This is a genomic window from Rhizobium sp. 18055 (assembly GCF_902706285.1).
GTDB lineage: Bacteria > Pseudomonadota > Alphaproteobacteria > Rhizobiales > Rhizobiaceae > Rhizobium.
Genome location: NZ_CACSKD010000011.1, coordinates 154,849 through 179,400 on the forward strand (window position 1 = coordinate 154,849; position 24,552 = coordinate 179,400).

A 24,552-nucleotide genomic window follows, 5' to 3' on the forward strand; every position below is an offset into this window, starting at 1 on the left:
ACGCCTCAAGCTCCTACGGCTGTGTCGTATGCGTAAATGGTCGTCTTGGCGCGCTCGGCAACCTCTGCAACCGTCATTCCCGGCTTGTAGATGCTGGTGCCTAGGCCAAAGGCCAGAATGCCGGCATCGGTGTATTCGGCAAAATTCTTGTCCGACACGCCGCCGACGGCTGCAATCGTCAGCTCCGGCGGCAGGATGGCGCGGATGGCGTTGATGCCGGACGGGCCGAGCACGCTGGCCGGGAAGAACTTCAGGCCGGTCGATCCGGCGCGCGCCGCAGCCAGCGCTTCGGTCGGGGTAAACACGCCGGGCATCGTCACCATGCCGTAGTCGCGGGCGCGGATGATCACCTCGGGATCGACGTTCGGCGTCACCAGCAGCTTGCCGCCGGCATCGTGCAGGCTGTCGACGGCTTCCGGGGTCAGCACCGTGCCGGCGCCGATCAGGCAATCGGCGGGCGCCATCTTGGCGGCCATCTCGATCGACTTGAAGGCATCCGGCGAGTTCAGCGGGATCTCGATCGCCGTCAGGCCGTTTTCGATCAGCGCGGCGACGACGCCTTCGGTTTCCTCAGGGCGGATACCGCGCAGGATGGCGATCAGCGGACGCTTCATGGCAGGGAAGGGGATACGGTTCATGGTCTTTGCTCTCTCAGTTCGGCCAGATGGCCTGGGCGGCGGCGGCAAGGCCGCGGCGCACGGCAATGTCGGCATCAATGGTGGTGTAGGATAAAGATAGTGTCTGGAAGGCTGTTCCATAAAGACCCTGCAGGCGGCCGGAGGCAACAAGGCTGATATTGACCTCGCGACCGGCTTCCGAAAGCCCGCCTGCGATCTCCATGCCGATCAGCGTGCCGGAGATCTTCGCCTGCGCACCCGCCGCCGTCAGCCCGTGTAATAGCTGGCCGGAGCGGGCGGTGAAGAACAGGTTGGTCGCCATCTCGGGGCGCTCGAAGGCCGCCTTGACCGCCGCCTGAAATGCAGCCGTATCGGCCGGCTGCTGGTCTGCACCGGCGACAGCATGGGCAAGGATCGTGTGCTTGCTGACCGCATCGAACAACTCGCCGGTCATGAAGCTGGAAAAGCCGGTGACATTGCCGTCGGTCACATGCACCCACTTCGAATGCGTTCCCGGCATGCACACCGCCTGCGATCCGGCACTGCCGGCCCCGAGCGCGCCGAGCAGCTGGGTTTCCTCGCCGCGCATCACGTCCGGCATTGCCTGGCTGCGCTGCGCAAGGCCCGGCAGGATGCGCACGTCGCGGCTCTGCCCGGGCACCGAGACGGCGCCGGTGAGGATCGCCGACAGCGAGGTGGGCACGTCGATATAGCCCGCCTCCACCCAGCCCTGCTTGGCGCCCGCCATACCGCAGACGATGACCGGCGTCGCCTCAGGCGCGCCGACCTCTGCCAAGTGCTTGGCCAGCACCTCGGCAAAGCCGATCTTTGCTGCCGTCGTCATGCCTTCGTCGCTGCGGCTTTCGCCGAGCACGCTGCCATCGCTGCCGATCATCCACAGCCGGAAGCTGCTGGTGCCCCAGTCGACCGCGATATAACGGGGTGTCGTCATCAGAAAATGCCTCCATCGACAATAAGCGACTGCGCCGTCACTGCGGACGCGCCGTCGGATGCTAGAAACAGGCAGGGGCCGACAATGACGTCGGCATGCAACAGCTTTTTGATGCACTGCCGCGCGACCGTGCTGGCAATGCCCTCTTCGGTCAGCCACAGTTTCATCTGCCGGTCGGTGGCGATCATCCCCGGCAGGATGCAGTTGACGCGGATGTTGTCGGCGCCGAGCTTGCCCGCCAGGCTCTTGGTCAGCCCGATCACCCCGGCCTTCGCCGTCGAATAGGCGGGAAAATCAGGCATGTTGAGCATGAAGGCGATCGACGACATGTTGATGATCGCCCCGCCACCCGCCGCCCGCATCGACGGCGCCACCGCCTGCGAGGTGAAGAACACATGGCGCAGGTTGGTCGCCTGGTTGTTGTCCCAGTAATCCGGCGTCACGTCGTCGAGATCATGCCGGTCGTCGCGCGCCGCATTGTTGACGAGCACGCCGATCGGGCCGGAATGGGCGACGATCGCCTCCACAGTCCGGCGGATTGCCGCGACGTCGCGCAGATCGGCATGATGGAAACGCACCGGATGCAGGCTGTCGCGCGAGATCCTGTCGACCAGCGCATGGCTCTCCGCCTCGGCGATGTCGATGAACGACACCTTCGCACCCTGCCGGGCAAACCCTTCGACGATCGCAGCACCGATGCCCGAGCCGCCGCCGGTCACCAGCACGCTGCGATCCCTGAATTCGGGATATTGCGCTCCAAGCTCCGCCACCACTATCCTCCCCGATAGTTCCATTATTCAGAACTCAATTTGACTATGTGGAATTATCGGATTAGCGTGGGGTCTCTGTCAAGGGATCAAGCCCAGCATGAACAGTTTGGGATGGCGACATCATGGATAAATCGGACATCGCGGACAAGAAAGAGACCGGCACGCTGGGCAAGCTGATGGTACTTCTCGATATCGTCACCCATGCCGATGCTCCGATGCGCTTCACCGATATTCTGGCCGTTGCCAACCAGCCGCGCGGCACGCTGCACCGCCAGCTTGGCCACCTCACGGAAGAGGGGCTGCTTGAACTCGATGGCGATGGTCGCTATGCGCCCGGTCTGCGTCTGCTCGATTTTGCCGCGCGCAGCTGGGCGCGCAATGAATTCCGCCTGATCGCCGAGCCGCATCTGGTCGCCTTGCAGCAATTGACCGGCGAAACCGTCCATCTCGGCGTGCTGCGCGGCGCAGCCGTCATCTATCTCGACAAGGTCGAGGGGCGCCAGCCGGTGAGGATGTACTCGCAGATCGGCAACGCGTCGCCGGTCTATTGCACCGGCGTCGGCAAGGCGGCGCTGTCGGTGCTGGCGGATGAGCGCGTCGCGGCGCTGATTTCAGGCGTCTCGTTCCAGCGGTTCACCGAAAATACCCACACGCTGCAGACCCTGCTCTCCGAGATCGCCGAAATCCGACAATCGGGCAATGCCTTCGACCGGGAGGAGCACGAAGTCGGCATCCGCTGCGTCGCCGCGCCCGTCCATTCCGAGGATCTGTCCTTCGTCGGCGGCGTTTCCGTCACCGGGCCCGCCTACCGGCTGACACTCGAGCGGCTGGAAGAATGGGCCATCCCGGTCCGGCAGGCGGCCGAAAACATCATGAGCGGCATGCGCATCGGCCTCGGTCCACGCCGATAAGCCGCCCTGCCATCTTTTCCTCAAAAATATGATTATTCTAATGCAGTGTTGATATTGCGGTTTTGTGAAGAATCGTCACAATTGCCAGTTGTCAATCCCCCTTCCTGGGGTGTACTGCCGTAAGCCATATTGACGGTGATGAAACCGTCGGCGTGCGGAACGAGCAGGCCATCTTAGAAAATTCCTGAATTTTGAGCAGATGATATCAATGACCCCTTTGCCGCAAACAGCTTCCGTGGACGTCTACGTCAATGAGGTCGCTGGGCTGAACACCCAGTTCGATATTTTCCGCTTCATGAAAAGGCTGACGGAAGCCTATCGATCCCGTGCGTTCATGGTGCTCAATCTTCCGTCTGCCACGGCGCGGGATCTGCAGAGCAATACCGTGATCACCAACTGGCCGGCAGAATTGCTGTCGGCCTACGACCATGAGGCGCTGTTGACCAACAGCCCGGTCGTTCGCCGGCTGCGCGCATCGACGATCCCGTTCTTCAACGATCTGTCCATAGGAAAATTTGAACGGTCTGACGGCAAGTCGGGCATCGTTTCGGCGCTTTTCGAGCGGTTCAGAATGATGCGATGCGCCTATTTCCCCACCCATGATGCATCGGGAATGCGTGGAGCCGTCCTGTTCTGTGGCGACAGGGAACCGTTCGCCGCCGAGGAGATGCTCGAACTTCACTATATCTCCACCCACATCTACGACAGGCTGGCCGAGATCCGGGCGCTTGACAACAGGGTGGTGGATGCCCTGACCGACCGCGAGATCGATTGCCTGAACTGGACGGCAGCCGGCAAGACCAGCGTCGAGATCGCCGAGATCCTTGGCCTGTCGGAGCACACCGTCAATCACTATCTAAACCGCGCAACCAAGAAGCTCGACACCGTCAACCGCACCCAGGCTGTCGCCAAGGCGCTGCGCATTGGTTTGATTAAGTAATTCCTGCTCAAATTACGGGCGCCAGCGCACTGCCAGCCTAAAATTTCGCCATCAGATGCGTGCGGCAACGCCGAATAAGTCCGAATCCCCCCGAAACTGCGGCATTTTGTCAACTGGCACGCTTTCTGCTTCCTATTTGTCAGCGGTCCAGAGGGGACCTGGTAACGACGCCGTATCAATGGCGCGACCTACATTCCGCCGTTCGATGCCGGTCGCGTTGCGCTCTGGACATCGGGCGGCGGTTTGTTGTTTTTGGGACACGCTTCGGTTGCCATCGATAGGTGAAGTGGCGTTTTTCCCCTAATTTTGACTGGTCTTTTCAGATCGGCGCCCTAGAAAACCCAGATCCGACTGGATGACCGTTGCGCCACCAGGGCGAAAGCCCGGCGGACTTGGTGGCGCAACGGGCTCCGTTTCATGTCCCCGCTCCGCATTTCCCGACACGGATTGGTCCCGGCCGATGTTGTTTCGCGCCGATTTTGTTTGGCGACCGCGTCTTGCTCCTCTATCTACAGAGCCAAAGCAGGGTGTGAGGACAAAATGACTGAAGTCACCAAGGAACAGGTGCTGGCAACGCTGGCGACAGTGCTGGGCCCCGATCTCGACCATAATATCGTCGAGCTCGGCATGGTCTCCGATGTCTTCATATCCGACGGCAAGGTCTATTTCTCCATCACCGTGCCGGCCGATCGTGCCAAGGAGCTGGAGCCGCTGCGGCTCGCGGCCGAGCGTGTCATCAAGGAAATGCCGGGCGTCAAGGGCGCGCTGGTGGCGCTGACCGCCGACAAGAAGGGCGCATCCGCCGCGGCTCCCGCCTCCCGTCCGCAGCCACAGGCCGGCCATGGCCATCAGGGCCACTCCCATGCCCCGCAGCCGCAGCAGCGCGCCGGCAAGATCGGCGTGCCCGGCATCGGCGCCATCATCGCGGTTGCCTCGGGCAAGGGTGGTGTCGGCAAATCGACCACCGCCGTCAATCTGGCGCTCGGCCTGCAGGCCAATGGTTTGCGCGTCGGCATTCTCGATGCCGATATCTACGGCCCGTCGATGCCGCGCCTGCTGAAGATCTCCGGCCGCCCCACCCAGATCGATGGCCGCATCATCAATCCGATGGAAAACTACGGCCTCAAGGTCATGTCGATGGGCTTCCTCGTCGATGAGGAAACCGCGATGATCTGGCGTGGCCCGATGGTGCAGTCGGCGCTGATGCAGATGCTGCGCGAAGTCGCCTGGGGCGAACTCGACGTTCTCGTTGTCGACATGCCGCCCGGCACCGGCGATGCGCAGCTGACCATGGCCCAGCAGGTTCCGCTCGCCGGCGCCGTCATCGTCTCGACGCCGCAGGACCTCGCCCTGATCGATGCCCGCAAGGGCCTGAACATGTTCAAGAAGGTGGAAGTACCGGTTCTCGGCATCGTCGAGAACATGAGCTATTTCATCGCCCCCGATACCGGTGCCCGCTACGACATCTTCGGTCATGGCGGCGCCCGCCTCGAGGCCGAGCGTATCGGCGTGCCTTTCCTCGGCGAAGTGCCGCTGACCATCAACATCCGCGAGACCTCCGACGCCGGCACCCCGCTGGTTGCCAGCGAGCCGAACGGTATTATCGCCGGCATCTACCGCGATATCGCCGCCAAGGTCTGGGCGCAGCTTGAAGACAAGCCACAGCGCGCGGCACCGGCCATCGTTTTCGAATGATCGGGTCGCCGCGGCTAGACACCGAATTGCGGGGGAAGTGTGATCAATCCGCGCAGTTCACGTAAGATGTCTTGATTATTGCGCTGGTTTCCGTCATATGCGCGCCGTCGCCATGAGGGCGTCTTTGCGTATGCTCGATGTTGGCCGGCCCGCAACGGGCCCGCGCCAACGGCACGTTCGGAGTTCTCTTGTCGGTCCAAGGATTGGTAACTGCGATGCGGTCGAGCAGAGTGCGTATCCTGATTTCGGCAGGATATGGCTGGAAATGGATGAACATTCTTAAGCCGCTTTCGCTAGTCTCGATCACTTGCAGCCCGTGCGCCGGCTTTGCTGGCGCTATGCGGAAGGGTATTTGATGAGAATGACTGAGGCTCTCGCATGCCCTGACTGCCGGAGAGGTACCCGGTGATCACGGCCTACTGCTCCAATTGTCAGGCGATCGACCTTGGCGACCTCACGCAGGCGAGCGCCTTGCGCGACGATGTCGTGTGGATCGACATGATCGAGCCGACGCATGAGGAGGAAGCCTTTGTCGAGAAGGCACTCGGTATCGAGGTCCCGACCCGCGACGACCTCAAGGACATCGAGCCGTCGGCCCGCCTCTACACCGAAGACGACGCCGTCTTCATGACCGCATCGCTGGTCTGGAAGGCAGAGACCGATACACCGGTGCTGACGGATGTTGCCTTCATCCTCGCCGGCAAGCGCCTCGTCACCATCCGCTATGCCAAGCCGAAGTCGTTCGGGTTGTTCATCGCGGCGCTGCATCGCGTTCCCGCACAATGGCGCAACGGCGCCTCGCTGCTGGCCAAGCTGTTCGAAACCATCATCGATCGCACCGCCGAGATCCTCGAAATCTCTGTCGCCCGCATCGATATCCTCTCCATGCATGTGTTCGGCGAGCGCGCCAGGAAAGTCCGCAAACCGTCGAATTATCTCGAGGAAAAGCTGCGCGACATCGCCGCCCATCAGCGTCTCGTCAGCAAGGTGCGCGATAGCCTGGCCTCGTTGTCGCGGCTGATGACATTCTTCTACAACGTGCCTGCCGTTCAGCAGGATCACGATACCAAGGACCTGTGCCGCACCGTTTCGCGCGATATCCAGTCGCTCAGCGAGCATTCCTCCTATATCGCTGGCAACATCACCTTCCTGCTTGATGCCTCGCTCGGTCTGATCAACATCGAACAGAACTCGATCATCAAGATTTTCTCGATTGCATCGGTGGTCTTCTTGCCACCGACGCTTGTCGCATCCATCTATGGTATGAATTTCGAAGCCATGCCGGAACTGCATTGGGTCCAGGGCTATCCCTATTCGCTCGGACTCATGGTCATTTCCGCCATCATCCCCTTCTTCTTTTTCCGTTGGAAAGGCTGGCTCTGAAGAGCCTGTTTTTGTTTCATGTCCGCAGACAGCCATTCACAGGAACAGACAATGAGCCCGCGCAAGCTCTTCTATCTTGCGCTGGGTTCCGTTGGCGTCGTTTACGGCGATATCGGCACCAGCCCGCTTTACGCATTTCGCGAAGCGCTGAAGCCGGTCGCCGCTGACGGCCTCACGCGCTTCGAGGTCATCAGTCTGATCTCGCTGATGATCTGGGCGCTGACCATCATCGTCACCATCAAATACGTGCTGTTTCTGCTGCGCGCCGACAACGAAGGGGAGGGCGGGACATTGTCCCTGTTGGCGCTTCTGTTGAAGACCGCCAACGGCCACACCGCCGTTCTGATGCTGCTCGGCCTCGTTGGCGCCGCCCTTTTCCTCGGCGATGCGATGATCACGCCGGCGCTCTCGGTGCTGTCGGCCGTCGAAGGCCTGAAGCTGGTGGCACCGTCGCTCAGTCGCTACATCGTGCCGATATCGGTCTGTATTCTCGCCGTGCTGTTTGCCGTGCAATCACGCGGCACCGGCGCCATGGCGCGGTTCTTCGGGCCGATCACGGCACTGTGGTTCATCGTCATGGCGGTTGCCGGCATTTCGCACATTTCCGACGACTACGGCATCCTCGCCGCCTTCAATCCTTATTATGCGATCAGCTTCCTGCTGCATGAAGGCTTTTACGGCGTCGTCGTGCTTGGCGCCGTGTTCCTGACCGTCACCGGCGCAGAAGCGCTTTACGCCGACCTTGGCCACTTCGGCCGCCGCCCCATCCAGTGGGCATGGTTTGCGCTGGTCTTCCCGTCGCTGACGCTGAACTATCTCGGCCAGGGCGCCCTGGTGCTCGGCAATCCGGAGACGATGTCGGATCCATTCTATCTGATGTTCCCGAAATGGGCGCTGCTGCCGGTGGTTATCCTGGCAACGGCTGCCACCATCATCGCCAGCCAGGCGGTCATCACCGGCGCCTTCTCGCTGGTGCGACAGGGCGTCAACCTCGGCTTCCTGCCGCGCATGGAGATTCTCTTCACCTCGGAAACCAACACCGGGCAGATCTTCGTGCCGTCGGTCAACATGCTGCTGTTCTTCGGCGTTATCTTCCTGGTGATCAGCTTCGGCACCTCGGATTCGCTGGCAACCGCCTACGGTATATCCGTCACCGGCGCGATGGTGGTGACCTCGATCATGGCCTTCGAGTTCGTCCGCGTCCGCTGGAACTGGTCGATCCCGGTGGCGACGATCGTGCTGGCACCGCTGCTGGTGCTCGAACTGATCTTCCTCGGTGCAAACCTCTTGAAGATCCACGATGGCGGCTACATTCCGGTGCTGATCGCCGCCGCCTTCACCATCGTCATGTGGACATGGCGTCGCGGCTCGGCGCTGCTGATGGAAAAGACCCGCCACACCGATATTCCGCTGGCCTCGTTCATCAGTTCCATCGAGCGCAAGAGCGATCATTCGCCGGCCCATGTTCCGGGCACCGCGATCTTCCTCACCAGCGATCCGGAATCCGCACCGGCCGCCCTGCTGCACAATCTGAAGCACAATCACGTGCTGCACGACAAGAACGTGATCCTGACGATCCGCACCGTCAACAAGCCGCGCGTCGCCAGCGCCGATCGCTACAAGATCGAGCCGATCTCCGAGCGCTTCTCGCGTGTCGAACTGGCCTTCGGCTTCATGGAATCGCAGAATGTGTCGCAGGCGCTGGCGACCTTGCGCAAGACCGGGCTGAAGTTCGACATCATGTCGACCTCCTTCTATCTCGGCCGCCGCAAGCTGGTGCCGGATGCAAAATCCGGCATGCCCTACTGGCAGGACCGTCTTTACATCGCGCTGGCCAACGCCGCCGCCAATCCGTCGGACTACTTCCGCCTGCCGGCCAACCGCGTCGTCGAACTCGGCTCGCACGTCATCATCTGACGGCATCGCAACATGTGTCGAAAGCCCGGTCATCGTGCCGGGCTTTCGCGTTTCCGGCGCGCTCGGCGAAAGCTGGATGAATTAGGAGCGGCGCATTAACCAAGCATCAAGGTTAATGAGACATTTTTATCGGCATGTTCATGCGTTCCATGCCGGAGTCTGGTGTTGCGTTCAAATAGCCGTTTCCCTGGCAAGCCGCGCCCTTTCGGCAAGCTACGCCCGTTGCTTCAAAGCTGGAGCTCACCCGTCGTTTTCGGTCTCTGCGGCTGGCTGATGTTTCCGACCATCGCATCGCATGCCGATCTCGCCGCACTTCTGGCCGGTCTCGATCAGGGCCGCGACAACTGGCGCATGGTGCTGACCAATTCCCCGGCCGGCTCGATCCATCAGGCCGAACTCGCCTTCTCCGATCCGGTCGTTACCGGCACCATCGCATCCGGCGCTGGCATGGTGCTGCCCGATGGCCGCAAGGTCGCCTTCACATCAAAGGAAAAGGGCCACGAGGACACACCCGACGAAGACCGCGTCAACCGCAGCGCCAAGAAGGGCAGGGTGGTGGCCGTCGAGCAGATGCAGCCGCCGAAGGATTTCTCCGCCGGCTCGATTCTCCAACGCACCCAATTGCTGTTCCAGCCGACCTTCAACCTGAAGGACAAGTCCGCCTTCGTGAAGCCGAAGATCCGCGGCAAGGAAATCCAGATCGCCACCAATTTCTATAGGAAGCAACCGCCGAAACCGGTCGAGGACGTCTCGCCGATGCTGGCCGACATCGTCACCAGCAACAAGGCCGACGTGCTGGCCACCGCCTTTGCACCCGCAGCCCCGGATTATGCCCGCCAGTCTCCGTTCGACACGATCCTGACCGACAAGGCCGATGACGGCCGCTTCGTGCCGCAGATCGGCCCGAAGGATCATGCCTGGGCCGCCAGCGTTCTGCCGCCCGCAGTGTTTTCCGCCGACGAGCAGCAGTGCCTCGCCTCCGGCATCTATTTCGAAGCCCGCGGCGAAACCGTCAAGGGCCAGGCGGCGGTCGCCCAGGTGATCCTCAACCGCGTCCGCAACCCCAGCTATCCGAAGACCATCTGCGGCGTCGTCTACCAGAACGAAGACTGGCGCAATCGCTGCCAGTTCTCCTTTGCCTGCGACAACATCAAGGACCGGGTCAATTCCCAGGAACACTGGAGAATCGCCCGCGAAGTGGCGATGGCGGTGACGGCTGGCAAGATCTGGCTGCCCCAGGTCGGCTCTGCGACCCATTACCACGCCGTCTATGTCCGTCCGAAATGGGCGAAAACCATGGAAAAGGTCGGCCGCATCGGTCTGCATGTCTTCTACCGCACCTATGGCGGCGGCTGGAGCTGACGAAAACGCCGATATTCCGCCGTTTTTGGCCTCTATTGGGGCTCCTCAGGGCGGATTCTGCCGGTCGATTTTGACGCAGGCAGCCCATATCGATCTAACCATATGTTTTTGATCGCTTATTTTAAGGCTGGACATCGGCCCGCTACGCCTTGACTATGCTTTTTGCTAAAACTATGTTGCGCGCGACTTCAAAGCGGGCCGGAAGGTTCTCTTGCCTTGGGGTCGTTGTCCGGAAAACCGGGGTAGCGGCATACGGACGGCGGCAGGCGGAGGAGAGCATGATGGCGGATGACCGCGAGGAGAGTCTAGAAAAGCGCCGTGCGCAACTGGGAGCGGAATTAGCGACCAAGCGCGTCGAAGCGGGGAAGGACGAGGCCGACGAGGCCCGCGCCGAGGTCAGCCGACAAGGCTATGCCCAGGCGATGAAGCTTTCGAGCGAGTTCATTTCCGCCATCGTTGTCGGTGCCGTTCTCGGCTATCTCTTCGACCGTTTTGTCGGCACTGCGCCTTGGGGATTGATCGTACTTCTTCTTCTTGGATTTGGTGCCGGCGTGCTGAACGTCATGCGCGCTGCGGGCAAGGTTGCCAAACCGGACCTCGATCTGCGCGAAGACGACCGGAAATAGGGCAGGGCGCTCAGGCGTTCGATCCAGTGCAATGATCCCGTCTCGTGCGGGTATAAGATATAGAGAGAACAAGCGGTGTCTAACGATCCGACCCATCAGTTCCTGATCCAGAAGATTGTGCCGATCGAAATCGGCGGGATTGATTTCTCGTTTACCAACGCATCGCTTTTCATGGCAGCCTCTGCTGCCGTGGCTGCCGGCTTTCTCTATTTCTCGACATCCAACCGCGCGATCGTTCCCGGTCGCTCGCAGTCGGTCGCCGAGATGTCCTACGAATTCATCGCAAAGATGCTGCAGGAAGGTGCCGGCACCAAGGGGATGAAGTTCTTCCCGCTGGTGTTCTCGCTGTTCATGTTCGTGCTGACCGCAAACCTGCTCGGCATGTTCCCTTACTTCTTCACCATCACCAGCCAGATCATCGTCACCTTTGCCCTGGCACTGCTCGTCATCGGCACGGTTCTGGTCTACGGTTTCTACAAGCACGGCTTCCGCTTCCTCAATGTGTTCGTCCCGCAGGGCGTTCCCGGCATCTTGTTGCCGCTGGTTGTGTCGATCGAAATCATCTCGTTCCTGTCGCGTCCGATTTCGCTCTCCGTTCGTCTCTTCGCCAACATGCTGGCCGGTCACATCACCCTTAAAGTGTTCGCGGGCTTCGTTGCCTCGCTGGGAGCCATGGGTGCAGTCGGTATCGGCGGCGCAGTTCTTCCCCTCATCATGACCGTCGCTCTGACCGGTCTCGAGTTCCTCGTCGCCTTCCTCCAGGCTTACGTCTTTGCGGTGCTGACTTGCATGTACCTCAACGACGCGATCCACCCGGGCGGGCACTAAGGGATACCGACATTGACGCCCGCGGGCGTTAGTCAATTCGCCGCAACAACCATTCCAAAGGAGTAACAACATGGACGCGGAAGCAGCAAAATTCATCGGTGCAGGCCTGGCTTGCTTTGGTATGGCCGGTACGGCTCTCGGCCTCGGCAACATCTTCGGCAGCTACCTGTCGGGCGCTCTGCGCAACCCGTCTGCCGCTGACAGCCAGTTCGGCCGTCTGGTATTCGGCTTCGCCGTTACGGAAGCTCTGGGCATCTTCTCGCTGCTCGTCGCTCTCCTTCTGCTGTTCGCCGTTTAATTTCGGCGCACTGAAGGATCACGGCCTGCGAACAGCGAGCCGTGATCCTTTTTATTTGCAGTACACCTGGAGGTGAGCATGTTTTTTGTGACCCCGGCTTACGCTGAAGAAGCCCCGGCGGGAACCGCAGAAACTGGTGCAGTGACCGGTACAGACGCGCATGCTGCCCCGGCTGCAGGCGAAGTTCATACCGAGACCGGCGTGCCAGCCGAACACCATGGCGGTGTCTTTCCGCCTTTCGATACGTCGACCTATGCATCGCAGCTCCTGTGGCTGGCGATCTCGTTCGTCATTTTCTTCGTGCTCATGCAAAAGGTCATCGCACCGCGCATCGGCGGCATCCTCGAGCAGCGCCACACGCGCATCGCCCAGGACCTCGATGAAGCTGCGCGCCTGAAGGCACAGGCAGATGCAGACGTTGCAGCCTACGAAGCCGAGCTCGCAGAAGCCCGCGCCAAGTCGAATGCAATCGGCACTGCCGCCCGCGACGCCGCCAAGCTCAAGGCTGAAGCCGATCGTCGTGCCGTCGAGGCAGACCTGGCTGAAAAGCTGAAGGCTGCCGAAGGCAAGATTGCCGACGTGAAGGCAAAGGCATTCGCAGACGTCGGCACCATTGCCGAGGAAACCGCAAAGGCCGTGGTCGAACAGCTGATCGGTGGCACCGCCACCAAGGCTGAAGTCACCTCTGCCGTCACTGCCGCCAAGAAGGGAGCTTGATCGATGGAATTTGCATTGGACGCAACATTCTTCGCATTCGTCGGTCTCGTCTTGTTCCTGGCGCTTGTGGTCTATCTCAAGGTTCCCGGCATGATGGCCAAGTCGCTCGACGACCGCGCCGATCAGATCCGCAACGAACTGTCGGAAGCCAAGCGCCTGCGCGAAGAGGCCCAGCACCTGCTGGCCGAATATCAGCGCAAGCGTAAGGAAGCCGAAGCGGAAGCGGCCCACATTCTGGCGGCTGCCGAGCGTGAAGCAGAAATGTTTACCGCCGAAGCCAAGAAGAAGACCGAGGAATTCGTCGTCAACCGCACCGCGGTTTCCGAAGCGAAGATCAAGCAGGCCGAAGCCGATGCGATCAAGGCGGTCCGTTCCGCTGCCGTCGACCTCGCCATCGCTGCTGCCGAAACGGTTCTGGCAAAGAAGGCCGATGCGAAGGTTCAGTCCGAACTCTTCAGCAACGCCCTCGGCCAGGTCAAGACCCGCCTCAACTGAAATCAGTCATAGACAGTCTAGAAGCCCCGCATCGCGGGGCTTTTTTCGTTTGCGCTGATGGCGGCTATGGATCGCAGCGGCGGCGTCTGATGCCGGTGCAAAAGATCACTCGCCCTCGACAATCTCGATGATCTCGACGCGCCGGAGCGGCCGGAAAGTCATCCGGTGCAGCCGGCAGGGTCCGTGGCTGTCGATGCCGGCGCGGTGTTTCGCAGTGCCGTAGCCGGCATGCGCGGCAAAGCCGTAGACCGGGAAAATCAGGTCGGCGCGGGTCATCATCCGGTCGCGCGTCACCTTGGCGACGATCGAGGCGGCCGCAATGGACACCGAGCGGGCATCGCCCTTGACCACCGCCTGGCCGGGGCAGTCGAGCCCGGACGGCACGTCAAGGCCGTCGGTCAGCACGTAGCTGGCCTGGATCGACAGGCCGCAGATGGCGCGGCGCATGGCGTCGAGGCTCGCCTTGCGGATATCGGTCTCGTCGATCCGCCGCGCGCTGGAGGAGGCTATCGAAACGGTGGCGGTGGCCAGGATCTGCTCGAACAGCTCTTCGCGCCGACGCGCCGACAGCTGCTTGGAATCGTTCAATCCCTCGGGGATGCGCTTCGGGTCGAGGATGACGGCCGCGGCCACCACGGGGCCTGCGAGCGGCCCGCGCCCGGCCTCGTCGACGCCGGCGACCGGCCAGTGGCCGGCCTTGCGCGCTTTCAGCTCCAGCCGGAAATCCGGCACCAAAGGGAGCTCTTCGAAAAGCATGGGAGAATCGGGTGGCGTGCGACGTGTCATGCGGCTGAACTTCGCACGCCAACCCGATTTCCTGCAAGTCCCCGAAACAGGGCGGCGAACCGGGGACTTGAAAGCAGATGGCCAGGGTGAGCCATCCGCAAGGCTGAAACCGGGGCAATCCGGGGAAACCGCGTTTCCATCCGAATTGCCCAGGTCAAAAACTAGAGGAATGACAATTGCACGCCGCTGCCATCCGGCGGCACGAACAGGTCGTCGCGCAACGGCATGCTGCGACGGGTCATCCCGAGCCGCTTGGTTGCCATCTCGAAGCGGCGGGCGATCTGCCAGGCATAGGGCCCGGCGCCCTTCATCCGCTTGCCGAAATCGGCGTCGTAATCCTTGCCGCCGCGCATCGAGCGCACCAGCGACATCACATGCCGGTAGCGATCCGGATAATGCTGCAGCAGCCAGTCGCGAAACAGCGGCGATACCTCCAGCGGCAACCGCAGGATCACGTAACCTGCTTCCGTCGCACCGGCTGCCCGCGACGCGTCGAGAATACGCTCGATCTCGTGATCGTTCAGCGCCGGGATAACCGGTGCCACCATCACCGATGTGCGGATACCGGCCTCGCTCAGCGCCTTCAGCGCATCCAGCCGCCGCGACGGTGTCGATGCGCGCGGTTCCATCGTCCGTGCCAGCTTGCGGTCGAGCGTGGTGATCGACAGCGACACCCGCATCAGGTTCTTTTCGGCCATCCGCTGCAGGATATCGAGATCGCGCAGGATCAGCGCCGACTTGGTGACGATCGACACCGGATGGTTGGCCTTCTCCAGCACATCGAGAATCTCCCGCATCACCCGCCATTCCTTTTCGATCGGCTGGTAGGGATCGGTATTGGTGCCGATGGCGATCACCCGTGGCTTGTAGCCGGGCTTTGCCAGTTCGCGCTCCAGAAGCTTGGCGATATCCGGCTTGGCGAACAGCTTCGCTTCGAAATCCAGACCCGCAGACAGCCCCATATAGGCGTGCGTCGGCCGGGCGAAGCAATAGATGCAGCCATGCTCGCAGCCGCGATAGGGATTGATCGAGCGATCGAAGGGAATGTCGGGCGATTCGTTGCGGGTGATCGCGGTGCGCGGCTTTTCGATCTGCACTTCGGTCTTGAACGGCGGCAGGTCCTCGAGCGTCTGCCAGCCATCGTCGAATGTCTCGCGGCTGTTCGGTTCAAAGCGCCCGCTCGGGTTCAGTCCCGCCGCACGGCCACGGCGACGGTCGACCTCGATCCTGAGGCCGGAAGAAACGATCATCGCGTCGGCAATATCTGCCGTATTGGCAGGCGCAAATGCGGCCTGCCCTGCAAGGGACTGTTCGTTCATCGGATTCTCCGTCAATGGAAAGCTTTGCCTGGAAAGGCCTAGCGTCCATCTGTTCTGGTGATTAAATTCCTATCGCTGAAAAGAGAACAATGCAAGAACAAAATTGGAAAACTGTCGCTGGTATTGTTTTGTGCGCCGCACTATAAATGGGCAATGTTGACTGTCGTTTTGGAATGCCGGGATCAGGAACCTGAACTGGCGCAGACTTTATCGGTACTGGTTGCAGGCGCGATCGAAGGCCTTGTCAGTGACGTCGTGGTGTTGGATCACGGCTCGCGCGACGGCTCCTCGAAGGTGGCGGATGCGGCCGGCTGCCGCTTCCATTCCGACTGGGATATCAAGGAGATACTGCTTCAGGCGCGGGGCGAGTGGCTGCTCTTCGTCGAGCCTGGTGCCCGCCCGCAGAGCGGCTGGATCGACGAGATCGCCGAATATGTGGCGCTGAACAAGCTGCCGGCCCGCTTCACCGCCTCGCGCGGATACCGCCGGCCGTTCTACAAGCGCATGCGGCAATCACCGCCGCTGGAACTTGGCCTGTTGCTGCCGAAGAAACAGGCTTTGGCTGCGGCCCGCAGCGGCATGCACCTGGCGGAATTCGTCAAGGGTCAGAAGCTGCGCAGGCTGTCCAGCGAGCTGATCCCCTCCTGGGTGGCGCGTTCGGCGCGGGGGTAAGCCTGCTTACGCCTGAGCCCCACGCTTCAGGTGCTCATCCAGCCGCGGCATGATTTCCACGAAATTGCACGGCATCTGGCGATAGTCGAGCTGTGCCTTCAGGATGCCGTCCCAGGCATCCTTGCAGGCGCCGGGCGAACCGGGCAGCACGAAGACGAAGGTCGCATTCACCAGCCCCGCCGTCGCCCGAGACTGGATGGTCGAGGTGCCGATCTTGTCGTAGGAGATGCGGTGGAACACCGCGGAAAAACCGTCCATCCGCTTGTCGAACAGTGGCTCGAGCGCCTCGGGTGTCACGTCGCGGCCGGTAAAGCCGGTACCGCCCGTGGTGATCACCACATCGATATCGTCCTGCAGCGTCCAGGCGCGCACCTGATCCGATATGGCCTGCCTGTCGTCGGGGGCGATGGCGCGGGCGACAAGCGTGTGGCCGGCGTCGGCAATCCGCGCCGCCAGCGTATCGCCGGAGCGGTCGTCTTCAGGCGTGCGGGTGTCGGAGACTGTGAGGACAGCAATACCCAAGGGAATGAACGGCCGTGCCTCGTCAACGCCTGCCATGATCATCTCCCGCCAATGTTTCCGTTGCTTCGAAATACCAGTCCGGCCGCTTGTCGTGAAGGGCGGCGGCAGCAGCCTCAGCGTTTGCGGTGCTGTCGAAGATGCCGAAGCAGGTCGCCCCGGAGCCCGACATTCGAACGAACAGCGCACCTTCGTCCGTCAGCATGTCGGAAATCGTGGCGATCTCGGGCAGCAGCGCCCGGGCCGGCGGTTCCAGATCGTTGCGGATGGTTCCAAGCGCGTCGAGCCACGATGCTTCTGGAGTGAGGACGAGCGCCTTGTTGGTCTTGCTCGCAAGCCTGCCAAACACCTCGGGCGTCGACACCCCTTTCAGCGGATTGGCAAGCACCATCGCAAACGCCGGCATCTCGCCCACTGTTTCAATCCGATCGCCGATGCCGCGCGCCATCAGCGGCCGGCTGGCAAGACACATCGGCACATCGGCGCCGAGGCTGATGGCAATCGCATCGATGGTCTCGGCGGGCAGTGCCATACCCCAGAGCCGCATCAGGCCGCGCAAAGTCGCAGCAGCATCCGCCGAGCCGCCGCCGATACCGGAGGCGATCGGCAGCTCCTTGCGAAGGTGAATGCGAACAGCCGGCGCCCTGCCGCCTGCGTCAAGCACCGCACTGCGCAGCGCATCGCGCGCCTTCAGCACCAGATTGATGCCGCCATCGCCCTGCAGCAACGCGCCAAAGCGGCCTGAGATGTGAAACGCGTCGGTGACCGCCGGTGAGAATTCCAGCCGATCGCCACATCTGGCAAAGGTCACCAGCATCTCGAGCAGGTGATACCCGTCGGGTCTCTGGCCCGTCACATGCAGGGCCAGATTGATCTTGGCAAAGGCATCCTCGCTGACGATCACGCCCTGGGCGGCGCTATTCTCAGCCATGGACGATCAGGTCTTCTTGTCGGCCGGCTTCGGATCGACAGGGGCCGGATCGGGCATCTTCTTGTCGACCGTCTTGGCGTCGTCGGTCGCGGCAGGCAGGCCGTTGGCGATCTTTTCCTTGATCTTCGGGATCTCGGCAGCCTCGGGCTCCGAACCGAGCGCCCGGTTCCACTGGTAGACCGCCTCGAGCTTGCGCCCGACGCGCCAGTAGGCATCGCCAAGGTGGTCGTTGATCGTCGCATCGCCGGCCTTGATCTGGGCAGCGCGTTCCAGTTCATCGACGGCGTCATCGAACCTGCCGAGGCGGAAATAGGCCCAGCCGAGCGAATCGATGATGTAGCCGTCGTCAGGGCGCAGATCGACGGCCTTCTTGATCATATCAAGACCCTCGTCGAGGTTCTTGTTCATGTCGATCCAGGAATAGCCGAGATAATTCAGCACCTGCGGCTGGTTCGGGTTGAGTTCCAGCGCCTTGCGGAAGCTCGGCTCTGCCTTGTCCCACTGCTTGATGCGCTCATAGGCGATGCCACGCTGGAAGAACACCGTCCAGGCATTCTTGCCCGGCAGCGGCCCGATCATATCGACGGCCTTGTCGTAATTCGCCGCCATCGCCGGATAGTCCTTGGCGTCGGAGAGAACGCTGCCATAGGCGAGGTAGCTGCGGATATCCTTGGGGTCGGATTCGATCAGGCCCTGCAGATGCTTGCGCGCTTCCTCGACCTTGCCGCCTTCGGCCAGCGCCAGGCCAAGCTGCAGCTCGGAGATCCGGCTCATCGGCGAGTTGTCGGGAACCATCTGGTAAAGCGCGATGGCGCGGTCCACCTGGTTCTGCTTTTCGGCAATGCCGCCGAGCATCACCAGCGCATCGGCGCTGTCGGGATCGAGCGCACGGGCGATCTGCAGGTAGAGCGAGACGATGTCTTCGGCGCCGTCGCGGTTCAGCGCTCCGGCAAACGAAAACAGCACGCCGGCAGCACCCTGCTTGGCGGTGGTGATCTGCTGCACCTGCTTTTCGCCATTGGTGACGCTCTGCCGCAGGGCATTGAGGGGCGCGTAGTTCGGCAGCAGGTTGTCGCCGACGGAGATCGTATCGAGCGCCTTCTGCTTGTTGCCCTGCGTCGCTTCGAGCCGGGCCAGCGCCATGACGGCGCGCATGAAAGTGTCGGGGGCGGTGGCGGCACCGTCCTTGTCCAGCACGGCATCGTTCAGGTGCTTGCGGGCCGAGCGCACGTCGCCGTTCACGATGGCGATCGCACCGGCATTGTAGTTCTGAAAGATCGAGAGCCAGTCCGGCCCCTTCATCTTCTCGATCTGCGCCAGCGCTTCCTTGCCCTTGCCGGCGCCAAGGTGAGCCCAGGCAGCCATCAGGTCGTTCATCACCCGGTCGAGATCGGTCGGGCCGGTGGTCTTCAGAGCGGTTTCTGCGGTCTTGAACTCGCCGCGGCGAATGGCGTCGGCGCCGCGCACGATGGTCGACAGGCGCTCGATGCTCGGATCGTTCTTCAGGTCGTTGGCATAGCGCACGCTGTCCTTGATGTCGCCGTTCAGAAGCAGCGAGATCATCAGCCGCTGGCGAATTTCAGGATTGCCGGGCTCGATCTGTAGCGCCTTCTTGTAGAGCGCGATCGCGGTCTCGTAATCGTGATCGACATCGGCGGTCCGGGCAGCCAGAAGCGCGCCGGCAAAGGTATCCACACTGTCGGGATCGAAGATCACATTGGCGGTGGCGTCGTCCGTCTTGGCCGCGTCTTCGGCATTGGCGCCGCCAAGCACACCCAGCGACAGGACTGCCGCAAGGGCTGCGCTCGAAAGAAGACGAATGGCAAATTTCCGCCGCATTAGAAAACCTTTCTTCGGGGCAGCCAGCATCGGCCGGCTGCAAAATCAGTTGAGAAGACTGATTCACGACAGGATGGCTTTTTTGAAGCGCCCCCGCAAGAAAATCAGCCTTGGATCAATGATCGTCGGTTAATTGACGCGCTCGATGCAGAAGTCGATGACTTCCATCAGGGCGGATTTCCATGCCGTGTCGGGAAGGGGTGCGAGTGCATCGCGTGCAATCGTGCCGTAATGGACCGCCCGACCGATCGTGTCGTTCAGCGTTCCGTATTTGGTGATCAGCCCCAGCGCCTTTTCGAGGTTCTGGTCGCTGCTGTCGCCACCTTCGATCGCCTTGCGCCAGAAGGCGCGCTCGTCCTCGGTGCCGCGGCGATAGGCCAAGATGACCGGAAGCGTGATCTTGCCCTCGCGGAAATCGTCGCCGACATTCTTGCCGAGATCGGCAGCCTTGCCGCCGTAATCCAGCGCGTCATCGACCAGCTGGAAGGCCAGCCCGAGGTTCATGCCATAGGACTTCATCGCGTTGCGGCCAGCCTTGCCGGCGTCGGCAACGATCGGGCCGACTTCGGCGGCGGCGGCAAACAGCGCTGCCGTCTTGGCGCGGATGACAGCGAGATAATCGTCCTCGGTCGTCTCCATGTTCTTGGCAACGGACAGCTGCAGCACTTCGCCCTCGGCGATCACGCAAGCCGCCGACGATAGGACATCGAGCGCATCGAGCGAGCCGACATCGACCATCATCCGGAATGCCTGGCCTAGCAGGAAGTCGCCGACCAGAACGCTTGCCTGGTTGCCCCAGATCATCCGGGCGGTGGACTTGCCGCGGCGCAGATCGCTTTCATCGACGACGTCGTCATGCAGCAGCGTTGCTGTGTGCATGAACTCGACCGATGTGGCGAGCTTGATGTGGTTCTCACCCTGGTAGCCGAACAGCACGGATGAGGCCAGGGTCAGCATCGGACGCAGGCGCTTGCCGCCGGATGAGATGAGATGGTTTGCCACCTCCGGAATCATCTGGACGTCGGAACCGGCCTTTGAAAGGATCAACTGGTTGACCCGATCCATGTCTGCCTTGGTTAGATCCACCAACGGCTTGACGGATGCCAGTTTGTTTTTGCTTTCTTCAAGCGGTATGACCACGCCCAACGACCCGGACTCCTGTTCACTGATTGAATTTGACAATAGAAAGGGGCGGCAGAAGCGGCAAGAGGCGAAATTGCCACGTCGCGGAAAATTGAAAGGGATTTAACGGTAAATGCATGAACTTATTCGCGCCAACGATCCCGTGCTGCTTTCTTTCGCGCAAAGCCTGATGAAGGATGCCGGCATCCACTGCTTCATCGCCGATCAGGGCATGAGCATTCCGGAGGGCTCGCTCGGCATGCTGCCGCGCCGTCTTCTGGTGGATGAGGACCATGCCGATCAGGCCCGGCGCATCCTTGTGGACGCCGGTCTCGGCGACGAACTCCGCACTGAGAAGTGACTGCCCATGTCAGACGCCACAACAGATGTTGAGGAAACCATCGATGCCTTCCATCGCGGCCGCTTCCATGTGGTGCAGCCGAAGGGCAGGGGCCACCGCTCCGGCATGGACGCGATGCTGCTGGCCTCGCTGGTCGCCGACGACCGCAAGATAAGGGTGGCCGATCTTGGCGCCGGTGCGGGTGCCGCGGGTTTTGCCCTTGCCTCGCGCCTGTCGAATGCCGAGGTCGTGCTGTTCGAACGGTCGGCAGAAATGGCCGACTATGCCCGCCGCAGCATCCTGCTTGCCGAAAATGCCCATATGGCCGGCCGCATCTCTGTCATCGAGGCGGATGTGACGCTGAAGGCCAAGGCGCGCAATGAGGCCGGCCTCACCGACGAAAGCTTCCACCACGTCATCATGAACCCGCCCTTCAACGATCCCGGCGACCGCAAGACGCCCGATGCGCTGAAGGCCGAGGCGCATGCGATGACCGAAGACCTGTTCGAAAGCTGGCTGCGCACAGCCAACGCCATCATGATGCCGGGTGGGCAACTGTCTCTGATTGCCCGTCCTGAATCGATCGCGGAGATCGTCGCCGCCTGCGGCAGACGTTTCGGCGGCATAGAAGTGACGGCCATTCACCCCCGCGGCGGTGAAAATGCCGTGCGCATTCTGGTGACGGGGATCAAGGGATCGCGCGCAAGGCTGTCGATGCGCGCACCGCTCATCATGCACCAGGAGGGATCACACAAGTTCTCCCCCCTTGTCGACGACCTGAACAATGGCAGGCGCGCCTATCTCAGGCGCTAGCCTTTCGTTCGGCGCAACTCCGGGCGGAAGACCCGCCCGGCACGATGCTGCATTGCTAGCCGATCACGAAATCGAACAGCAGCTTGATGTTCAGTCCGGCAATGACGACGGCGATCGTGTAGGCGATGGCGCTGAGCCAGAGCGGCGCCACCAGCGCGCCCATCTTCGCCTTGTTGGCGGTAAACATCACCAGCGGGAACACCGCAAACGACAGCTGCAGGCTGAGCACCACCTGCGTCAGGATCAGCAGCTCCGCCGTGCCCGCATCGCCGTACCAGATCGTCACGAAGGCGGCCGGGATGATGGCGATGGCGCGGGTGATCAGGCGCCGCACCCAAGGCTGCAGCCGGATTTTCAAAAACCCTTCCATGATGATCTGCCCGGCCATCGTCGCCGTCACTGTCGAATTCAGGCCGCAGCAGAGCAGCGCAATGCCGAACAGGGTTGGCGCGATGGCAAGGCCCAGCAGCGGTGCCAGCAGCGACGATGCCTCGCCGAGTTCCACCACGTCGGTCTTGCCATGGGCATGGAAGGCGGCGGCTGCGAGGATCAGGATCGAGGCATTGATGACAAGCGCGATGCACAGCGCCACGGTCGAGTCGATCGTTGCAAAGGTCAGCGCCTCGCGCTTTTCCGGCACGGTATGGCCATAGTCGCGGGTCTGCACGATGCCGGAATGGAGATAGAGATTGTGCGGCATCACGGTAGCGCCGAGAATGCCGAGCGCCAGATAGAGCATCTCCGGATTGGAGACGATCTCGGTGGTCGGGAAGAAGCCACGGACGACGTCGCCCCACTGCGGATCGGCCATGAAGATCTGCACGCCGAAGCAGATGGTGATGATGGCGAGCAGCGCGATCACGAAGGCTTCCACCCAGCGGAAGCCGACCTTCTGCAGGTAGAGGATGAGGAAAACGTCGAGCGCGGTGATGATGACGCCGAGTTCCAGCGGAATGCCGAACAGCAGGTTGAGGCCGATCGCCGTGCCGATCACCTCGGCGATATCGGTGGCGATGATGGCGATTTCGGCAAATAGCCAGAGCGGCACCGATACCCATCTCGGAAACGCGTCGCGACAGGCCTGCGCCAGGTCGCGGCCGGAGCCGATCGCAAGCCGGGCGCAGAGAGACTGCAGCACGATCGCCATCAGGTTCGACAGCAGCGCCACCGTCAGCAGCGTGTAGCCGAACTTCGAACCACCGGCGAGCGAGGTCGACCAGTTGCCGGGGTCCATATAACCAACGGCGACGAGATAGCCCGGCCCCAGAAACGCCGAGATGCGCCGCCAGCGCGACGCACCCTTGGCCGTGCTGATCGAGCGATGGACATCGGCCATCGAGGCCTCTTCGCGCTCATGGCGCCAGCCCGTCTTTGCCTTCGGTTTCACGATGTCCATGCAGTATCCACCTGTCTCTTCAATATGGATAGTATGGCGCTTTAGAATGATAATGCAAGTCATTCGCAACAAGAAACTTTGTGCGCAGATGTTTTGCGTCCGAGCCATTGCGTTTGCCGTTCCGACGCATACATGGGAGGGACGTTTCAAGCAGCCTGCACGAAGGATTGATGATGGCCGGATTTTTGAGAAGACTGATGCCGAAGCGCTTCCGCAAGGAGGGCATCGTTATCCCGGTCGTCCGTCTCCAGGGTGCGATCATGAGCGGCGGCAGCCAGTTCCGTCCGGCGCTGAACCTGGCCTCGACCGCCCAGGTTCTCGAAAAGGCCTTCGATTTCAAGGATGCGCCAGCCGTCGCCATTTCGATCAATTCGCCAGGCGGCTCGCCGGTGCAGTCGCGGCTGATCTTCACCCGCATCCGCGAGCTGGCCCGCGAAAAGCAGAAGAAGGTCATCGTCTTCGTCGAGGACGTCGCGGCCTCCGGCGGCTACATGATTGCGCTGGCCGGTGACGAGATCATCGCTGACCCGACCTCGATCGTCGGCTCGATCGGCGTCGTCTCCGGCGGCTTCGGCTTCCCGGAACTGCTGAAGAAGATCGGCGTCGAGCGCCGCGTCTACACGGCAGGCGAAAACAAGGTGATCCTCGATCCGTTCCAGCCGGAAAAGGAAAAGGACATCGAGTATCTGAAGACGCTGCAGCTGGAGATCCACCAGATCTTCATCTCGATGGTGCGCGAACGCCGCGCCGGCAAGCTCCGCGACGACGAAGCGGTCTTCTCCGGACTGTTCTGGACCGGCACCCGTGGCCTCGAGCTCGGCCTGATCGACGGCCTCGGCGACATGCGCCAGGAGCTGAAGAAGCGCTACGGCACCAAGACCAAGCTTGCACTCGTCACCCCGTCAAAGGGGCTTTTCGGACGCCGCATTCCCGGCATATCATCGGCATCGCTGGATGGCATCGCCTCCGGCTTCGCAGCGGGACTTGTCGAGACCGCCGAAGACAAGGCATTGTGGGGCCGATACGGCCTCTAAAGCAATTCCAGCAAAAGTGCAGCGCGGTGTTGCGTCTGGAATTGCGCCGAAACAACGAGAGAAGAAGACAGACGACATGCCGCAGCTTTTGATCATGGGTGTGCTCGTCCTGGGCGCCTGGCTCCTCTACCGCCGCTTCGTGGCGGAAGCCAAGCGGCTCGCCGCCAAGTCGCGTCGCGCCCAGAAGGAACAGCAGACCGGCGCGATCGGCACCTTGGTCAAGGACCCGGTGACGGGGGAGTATCATTTGAAGAAGGATGATGAGTGAGG

General features: G+C 61.7%; 26 protein-coding genes. 16 read left to right on the forward strand and 10 right to left on the reverse strand.

From position 1 onward, the window contains the following. Positions 1–5 precede the first annotated feature (5 nt). Genes GVL52_RS19230 through GVL52_RS19240 form a run of 3 tightly spaced genes read right to left on the reverse strand, consistent with a single transcriptional unit; the run spans position 6 to position 2,339 of the window. On the reverse strand, positions 6–638 hold the full coding sequence (locus GVL52_RS19230; RefSeq protein ID WP_160010070.1) for a 2-dehydro-3-deoxy-6-phosphogalactonate aldolase: 633 nt from the start codon (positions 636–638) through the stop codon (positions 6–8). A 13-nt stretch (positions 639–651) separates the two neighbouring features. Continuing rightward, the gene (locus tag GVL52_RS19235) at positions 652–1,569 is read right to left on the reverse strand and encodes a 2-dehydro-3-deoxygalactonokinase (protein ID WP_160010072.1); all 918 of its coding nucleotides are present in this window, start codon (positions 1,567–1,569) and stop codon (positions 652–654) included. Continuing rightward, positions 1,569–2,339, reverse strand: a complete 771-nt coding sequence (locus tag GVL52_RS19240) for an SDR family NAD(P)-dependent oxidoreductase (RefSeq protein WP_160010074.1) — start codon at positions 2,337–2,339, stop codon at positions 1,569–1,571. The genes GVL52_RS19235 and GVL52_RS19240 overlap by 1 nt, the downstream gene beginning before the upstream one ends. Positions 2,340–2,461: 122 nt before the next feature. Between GVL52_RS19240 and GVL52_RS19245 the strand changes: the two genes are divergently transcribed. The 11 genes from GVL52_RS19245 to GVL52_RS19295 all read left to right on the forward strand — a co-directional run bounded on the left by GVL52_RS19245 (position 2,462) and on the right by GVL52_RS19295 (position 13,511). Next, positions 2,462–3,250 (forward strand): IclR family transcriptional regulator, encoded by a 789-nt coding sequence (locus GVL52_RS19245; RefSeq protein WP_160010076.1) that lies wholly within the window; start codon positions 2,462–2,464, stop codon positions 3,248–3,250. A 208-nt stretch (positions 3,251–3,458) separates the two neighbouring features. Continuing rightward, positions 3,459–4,190 carry a LuxR family transcriptional regulator gene (locus GVL52_RS19250; RefSeq protein ID WP_160010078.1) on the forward strand — a complete coding sequence of 244 codons (732 nt, stop codon included), beginning with the start codon at positions 3,459–3,461 and terminating at the stop codon, positions 4,188–4,190. A 540-nt stretch (positions 4,191–4,730) separates the two neighbouring features. Then, positions 4,731–5,885: an iron-sulfur cluster carrier protein ApbC gene (apbC, locus tag GVL52_RS19255; protein ID WP_160010080.1), complete on the forward strand. Its 1,155-nt coding sequence runs from the start codon at positions 4,731–4,733 to the stop codon at positions 5,883–5,885. 405 nt (positions 5,886–6,290) lie between these two features. Then, positions 6,291–7,268, forward strand: coding sequence for a magnesium/cobalt transporter CorA (gene corA / locus GVL52_RS19260; protein ID WP_160010082.1), 978 nt, complete (start codon positions 6,291–6,293; stop codon positions 7,266–7,268). Between the two features lie 18 nt (positions 7,269–7,286). Continuing rightward, the gene (locus GVL52_RS19265; protein WP_160010084.1) at positions 7,287–9,185 is read left to right on the forward strand and encodes a potassium transporter Kup; all 1,899 of its coding nucleotides are present in this window, start codon (positions 7,287–7,289) and stop codon (positions 9,183–9,185) included. Positions 9,186–9,350: 165 nt separating this feature from the next. After that, positions 9,351–10,547, forward strand: coding sequence for a cell wall hydrolase (locus GVL52_RS19270; protein WP_200847858.1), 1,197 nt, complete (start codon positions 9,351–9,353; stop codon positions 10,545–10,547). Positions 10,548–10,828: 281 nt separating this feature from the next. Further along, a complete protein-coding gene (locus tag GVL52_RS19275; RefSeq protein ID WP_160010086.1) occupies positions 10,829–11,173 on the forward strand; it encodes an AtpZ/AtpI family protein in 345 nt (114 codons plus the stop codon). A 75-nt stretch (positions 11,174–11,248) separates the two neighbouring features. Further along, complete coding sequence (locus GVL52_RS19280; RefSeq protein ID WP_160010088.1) at positions 11,249–12,001, forward strand: F0F1 ATP synthase subunit A; 753 nt, start codon at positions 11,249–11,251, stop codon at positions 11,999–12,001. A gap of 70 nt (positions 12,002–12,071) precedes the next feature. After that, a complete protein-coding gene (locus tag GVL52_RS19285) occupies positions 12,072–12,299 on the forward strand; it encodes a F0F1 ATP synthase subunit C (RefSeq protein WP_015338972.1) in 228 nt (75 codons plus the stop codon). Between the two features lie 78 nt (positions 12,300–12,377). Further along, complete coding sequence (locus GVL52_RS19290; RefSeq protein WP_160010090.1) at positions 12,378–13,016, forward strand: F0F1 ATP synthase subunit B; 639 nt, start codon at positions 12,378–12,380, stop codon at positions 13,014–13,016. A gap of 3 nt (positions 13,017–13,019) precedes the next feature. Continuing rightward, positions 13,020–13,511, forward strand: coding sequence for a F0F1 ATP synthase subunit B (locus tag GVL52_RS19295; protein ID WP_160010092.1), 492 nt, complete (start codon positions 13,020–13,022; stop codon positions 13,509–13,511). Positions 13,512–13,616: 105 nt separating this feature from the next. Here GVL52_RS19295 and GVL52_RS19300 read toward each other — a convergent pair whose 3' ends face one another. Both GVL52_RS19300 and GVL52_RS19305 read right to left on the reverse strand, forming a co-directional pair. After that, on the reverse strand, positions 13,617–14,297 hold the full coding sequence (locus GVL52_RS19300; protein ID WP_160010094.1) for a ribonuclease HII: 681 nt from the start codon (positions 14,295–14,297) through the stop codon (positions 13,617–13,619). Positions 14,298–14,458: 161 nt separating this feature from the next. Further along, positions 14,459–15,616, reverse strand: coding sequence for a PA0069 family radical SAM protein (locus GVL52_RS19305; RefSeq protein ID WP_160010096.1), 1,158 nt, complete (start codon positions 15,614–15,616; stop codon positions 14,459–14,461). A 153-nt stretch (positions 15,617–15,769) separates the two neighbouring features. On the opposite strand from GVL52_RS19305, the gene GVL52_RS19310 reads away from it, so the two are divergent. Further along, entirely contained in the window at positions 15,770–16,288 is a 519-nt protein-coding gene (locus tag GVL52_RS19310) for a glycosyl transferase (RefSeq protein WP_160010098.1), read from the forward strand. A 6-nt stretch (positions 16,289–16,294) separates the two neighbouring features. On the opposite strand, the gene moaB is transcribed toward GVL52_RS19310, so the two are convergent. The 4 genes from moaB to GVL52_RS19330 form a co-directional block, all read right to left on the reverse strand. Continuing rightward, a complete protein-coding gene (gene moaB / locus GVL52_RS19315) occupies positions 16,295–16,846 on the reverse strand; it encodes a molybdenum cofactor biosynthesis protein B (protein WP_160010100.1) in 552 nt (183 codons plus the stop codon). Continuing rightward, complete coding sequence (locus GVL52_RS19320; protein WP_160010102.1) at positions 16,833–17,738, reverse strand: 4-(cytidine 5'-diphospho)-2-C-methyl-D-erythritol kinase; 906 nt, start codon at positions 17,736–17,738, stop codon at positions 16,833–16,835. Before GVL52_RS19320 ends, moaB begins: the two co-directional genes overlap by 14 nt. Before the next feature lie 6 nt (positions 17,739–17,744). Further along, positions 17,745–19,577: a tetratricopeptide repeat protein gene (locus GVL52_RS19325; protein ID WP_160010104.1), complete on the reverse strand. Its 1,833-nt coding sequence runs from the start codon at positions 19,575–19,577 to the stop codon at positions 17,745–17,747. Positions 19,578–19,706: 129 nt separating this feature from the next. Next, positions 19,707–20,723: a polyprenyl synthetase family protein gene (locus tag GVL52_RS19330; protein ID WP_160010106.1), complete on the reverse strand. Its 1,017-nt coding sequence runs from the start codon at positions 20,721–20,723 to the stop codon at positions 19,707–19,709. A 109-nt stretch (positions 20,724–20,832) separates the two neighbouring features. Here GVL52_RS19330 and GVL52_RS19335 point away from each other — a divergent pair, with 109 nt between their 5' ends. After that, a complete protein-coding gene (locus GVL52_RS19335) occupies positions 20,833–21,060 on the forward strand; it encodes a DUF2007 domain-containing protein (protein WP_160010108.1) in 228 nt (75 codons plus the stop codon). A gap of 6 nt (positions 21,061–21,066) precedes the next feature. Next, positions 21,067–21,852 (forward strand): tRNA1(Val) (adenine(37)-N6)-methyltransferase, encoded by a 786-nt coding sequence (locus tag GVL52_RS19340; RefSeq protein WP_160010110.1) that lies wholly within the window; start codon positions 21,067–21,069, stop codon positions 21,850–21,852. Positions 21,853–21,907: 55 nt separating this feature from the next. Here the strand turns inward: GVL52_RS19340 and GVL52_RS19345 are convergent, their stop codons facing one another. Next, complete coding sequence (locus tag GVL52_RS19345) at positions 21,908–23,248, reverse strand: Nramp family divalent metal transporter (protein ID WP_160010112.1); 1,341 nt, start codon at positions 23,246–23,248, stop codon at positions 21,908–21,910. 173 nt (positions 23,249–23,421) lie between these two features. Here GVL52_RS19345 and GVL52_RS19350 point away from each other — a divergent pair, with 173 nt between their 5' ends. Together GVL52_RS19350 and GVL52_RS19355 are read left to right on the forward strand one after the other, a co-directional pair. Further along, a complete protein-coding gene (locus GVL52_RS19350) occupies positions 23,422–24,282 on the forward strand; it encodes a S49 family peptidase (protein ID WP_160010114.1) in 861 nt (286 codons plus the stop codon). A 76-nt stretch (positions 24,283–24,358) separates the two neighbouring features. Then, on the forward strand, positions 24,359–24,550 hold the full coding sequence (locus GVL52_RS19355) for a hypothetical protein (RefSeq protein WP_160010116.1): 192 nt from the start codon (positions 24,359–24,361) through the stop codon (positions 24,548–24,550). Positions 24,551–24,552: the final 2 nt, after the last annotated feature.

What these genes read in the sequence shown, in the direction of transcription:
- GVL52_RS19250 (WP_160010078.1), top strand. Translation starts at nt 3,459, where the DNA reads ATGACCCCTTTGCCGCAAACAGCTTCCGTGGACGTCTACGTCAATGAG.
- GVL52_RS19305 (WP_160010096.1), bottom strand. Translation starts at nt 15,616, where the DNA reads ATGAACGAACAGTCCCTTGCAGGGCAGGCCGCATTTGCGCCTGCCAAT.
- GVL52_RS19275 (WP_160010086.1), top strand. Translation starts at nt 10,829, where the DNA reads ATGGCGGATGACCGCGAGGAGAGTCTAGAAAAGCGCCGTGCGCAACTG.
- GVL52_RS19335 (WP_160010108.1), top strand. Translation starts at nt 20,833, where the DNA reads ATGCATGAACTTATTCGCGCCAACGATCCCGTGCTGCTTTCTTTCGCG.
- GVL52_RS19300 (WP_160010094.1), bottom strand. Translation starts at nt 14,297, where the DNA reads ATGACACGTCGCACGCCACCCGATTCTCCCATGCTTTTCGAAGAGCTC.
- GVL52_RS19340 (WP_160010110.1), top strand. Translation starts at nt 21,067, where the DNA reads ATGTCAGACGCCACAACAGATGTTGAGGAAACCATCGATGCCTTCCAT.
- GVL52_RS19355 (WP_160010116.1), top strand. Translation starts at nt 24,359, where the DNA reads ATGCCGCAGCTTTTGATCATGGGTGTGCTCGTCCTGGGCGCCTGGCTC.
- GVL52_RS19310 (WP_160010098.1), top strand. Translation starts at nt 15,770, where the DNA reads ATGTTGACTGTCGTTTTGGAATGCCGGGATCAGGAACCTGAACTGGCG.
- GVL52_RS19290 (WP_160010090.1), top strand. Translation starts at nt 12,378, where the DNA reads ATGTTTTTTGTGACCCCGGCTTACGCTGAAGAAGCCCCGGCGGGAACC.
- GVL52_RS19230 (WP_160010070.1), bottom strand. Translation starts at nt 638, where the DNA reads ATGAACCGTATCCCCTTCCCTGCCATGAAGCGTCCGCTGATCGCCATC.
- moaB (WP_160010100.1), bottom strand. Translation starts at nt 16,846, where the DNA reads ATGGCAGGCGTTGACGAGGCACGGCCGTTCATTCCCTTGGGTATTGCT.
- apbC (WP_160010080.1), top strand. Translation starts at nt 4,731, where the DNA reads ATGACTGAAGTCACCAAGGAACAGGTGCTGGCAACGCTGGCGACAGTG.
- GVL52_RS19325 (WP_160010104.1), bottom strand. Translation starts at nt 19,577, where the DNA reads ATGCGGCGGAAATTTGCCATTCGTCTTCTTTCGAGCGCAGCCCTTGCG.
- GVL52_RS19345 (WP_160010112.1), bottom strand. Translation starts at nt 23,248, where the DNA reads ATGGACATCGTGAAACCGAAGGCAAAGACGGGCTGGCGCCATGAGCGC.
- GVL52_RS19350 (WP_160010114.1), top strand. Translation starts at nt 23,422, where the DNA reads ATGGCCGGATTTTTGAGAAGACTGATGCCGAAGCGCTTCCGCAAGGAG.
- GVL52_RS19295 (WP_160010092.1), top strand. Translation starts at nt 13,020, where the DNA reads ATGGAATTTGCATTGGACGCAACATTCTTCGCATTCGTCGGTCTCGTC.
- GVL52_RS19320 (WP_160010102.1), bottom strand. Translation starts at nt 17,738, where the DNA reads ATGGCTGAGAATAGCGCCGCCCAGGGCGTGATCGTCAGCGAGGATGCC.
- GVL52_RS19245 (WP_160010076.1), top strand. Translation starts at nt 2,462, where the DNA reads ATGGATAAATCGGACATCGCGGACAAGAAAGAGACCGGCACGCTGGGC.
- GVL52_RS19265 (WP_160010084.1), top strand. Translation starts at nt 7,287, where the DNA reads ATGTCCGCAGACAGCCATTCACAGGAACAGACAATGAGCCCGCGCAAG.
- GVL52_RS19235 (WP_160010072.1), bottom strand. Translation starts at nt 1,569, where the DNA reads ATGACGACACCCCGTTATATCGCGGTCGACTGGGGCACCAGCAGCTTC.
- GVL52_RS19285 (WP_015338972.1), top strand. Translation starts at nt 12,072, where the DNA reads ATGGACGCGGAAGCAGCAAAATTCATCGGTGCAGGCCTGGCTTGCTTT.